The organism is Streptomyces sp. NPDC037083 (assembly GCF_055606485.1).
In genome coordinates, this window is the sequence record NZ_JBVJSQ010000042.1 from 1 (window position 1) to 1,859 (window position 1,859).

Here is a 1,859-nt window from a genome sequence, read left to right on the forward strand (position 1 = left end):
GCACAGAGCACGCTCGTCCACCCGCCGCATCAGCCGCACCATCCAAGCCATCCACACACTCATGACCTGCGACTATTCAGGATGAAAGAGGCTCAGTGACCCCCTGGAAGAAGCTCAATACTCGACAAGTTATTCAGGCGCTCAGACGGAAGGCTGTTAATTCGGCGGGGTTCGGTCGCCTATGTGATCGACACGGCACCATATTTGAGTACCGGCTGCTCAGCACCCATCAGACCGTTCCATGCGAACATTGCCATCAGCGCATTCGATCGCAAGGGAGCCAAGAGAACGTTGAGCTTGCAATACCACCAGCGTGCCCTCGTATTGGCAGGTAAGCCGTACGCCATCTCCATACCTGCGGTTACCCTACTGGACGAGCTGGAGACGACACGCAAAATCGCTCTGCCGGCCTCGCTGCGCGAATGGTATTCGCTGGACTCGGCAGTAAGAATCCTGAAGCATGACAGGGATGACATCCCTTACACAGTCGCGGAGCTCGGTCGACCACACGGCCCTTACGATGACTATGACGCGAATGGCCATGCGCCCCATCCGATTGATGAGCAGAATCTTCTGCCATTCATGATAGGAAATCAGGGTTGCTGCTACTGGGCAGTACGGCTGGACGGCAACCCGGATCCCGAAGTTCTGATCACGTACGATAACTTTGAGTCGTGGCTTCCGTGTGCGGCAAGCTTCTCGGAATTCATCCTGTCCTGTGCATGGGATCATGGCGGGCACTCTTTGGATGAGGAAAACCGCTACGCATCGTCAGACGGGGAGGGGCTAGAGTCGGCTGACTTGGCAGCTTTGGCGCGTCATTTCGAACCCGGGCCGACGACCGTATTCGGCATGACCGCAGCAGAGGGACGAATGTACAGGTTTGCCGGAGCCGACGACGAGCAGCGCATCTGGCTCTCGGTGGGCTTGCTGGATGAACAGTGGGAATGCGAGATCTGGGCAGCCACAGACTCGCTGCTCGTCGACCTCATCACAACGCTCCACGCCCAAACCAGTCTCGCACGGAATCTGCAGCCCATGACTGAAGCCTCAGCAGCCGGTCGCGTCATCGCAGGAATTCCGCCGGACGCCTCCGGTTGAGCGAGCACATCAGCTGATCGTTTGGGAGTCCACCTGCAGATACCACAAACCGCAGCGCAACCCACCGTGACCGGCGCAGAGCACTGGGCGAGTGGCTTCTTCTTCCGCCTGGCCACCGGAACTTTTTCCTGCGCGTGAGGGACGATGCCCCCGCACTCTGCGGGGCGCTGGTGTTGCTATCCAGGTCGCACAGCGGGCGACGCGCCCTGCATGTGATCGGCTGTTGCGGAAGACCCGGCGGGGAGTGCGGTTGGTAAAGGCGGGCTGCGCGTTTTTCCGGTCAGAGCACAGCGCCGGCCGAGGAGGAGCCGGGAGCGGTCAAGGTTCACGCAGACCGGTGCCGGAGGATCACCGAGGACGGCACGGTGCGACTGGTGACCATCCGCGGCCGACGGAAGTCGGTGCCACGCGTGCACCGGGAGGCGGACGGGACGACGGGCCCGACCCGCCGCCACGACCGGGGCCGGTGGGGTGGTCCACGAGCACACCCGAGACCACTTCATGACCCGAAGGGCCCGGTTGACAAGCCGTTCCTGGACACGTTGTACATGGTCAAGCCCGACTGACCTCCCCCGCCCACACGAAGGCCTCCGGGAAGTGGCGGATTCACTTCCTTCCGGCGGATGCGGCAACGGATGCTCTCGAGAGTGCGTATATCGTCATTGAGCCTCTTTCATCCTGAATAGTCGCAGGTCATGAGTGTGTGGATGGCTTGGATGGTGCGGCTGATGCGGCGGGTGGACGAGCGTGCTCTGTGC

At 61.2% G+C, this 1,859-nt stretch carries 1 protein-coding gene; it reads left to right on the forward strand.

What is annotated here, in order from left to right; genetic code table 11:
• Positions 1-183 precede the first annotated feature (183 nt).
• On the forward strand, positions 184-1,101 hold the full coding sequence (locus ACZ7DE_RS40965; protein ID WP_470769642.1) for an SMI1/KNR4 family protein: 918 nt from the start codon (positions 184-186) through the stop codon (positions 1,099-1,101).
• Positions 1,102-1,859 lie beyond the last annotated feature (758 nt).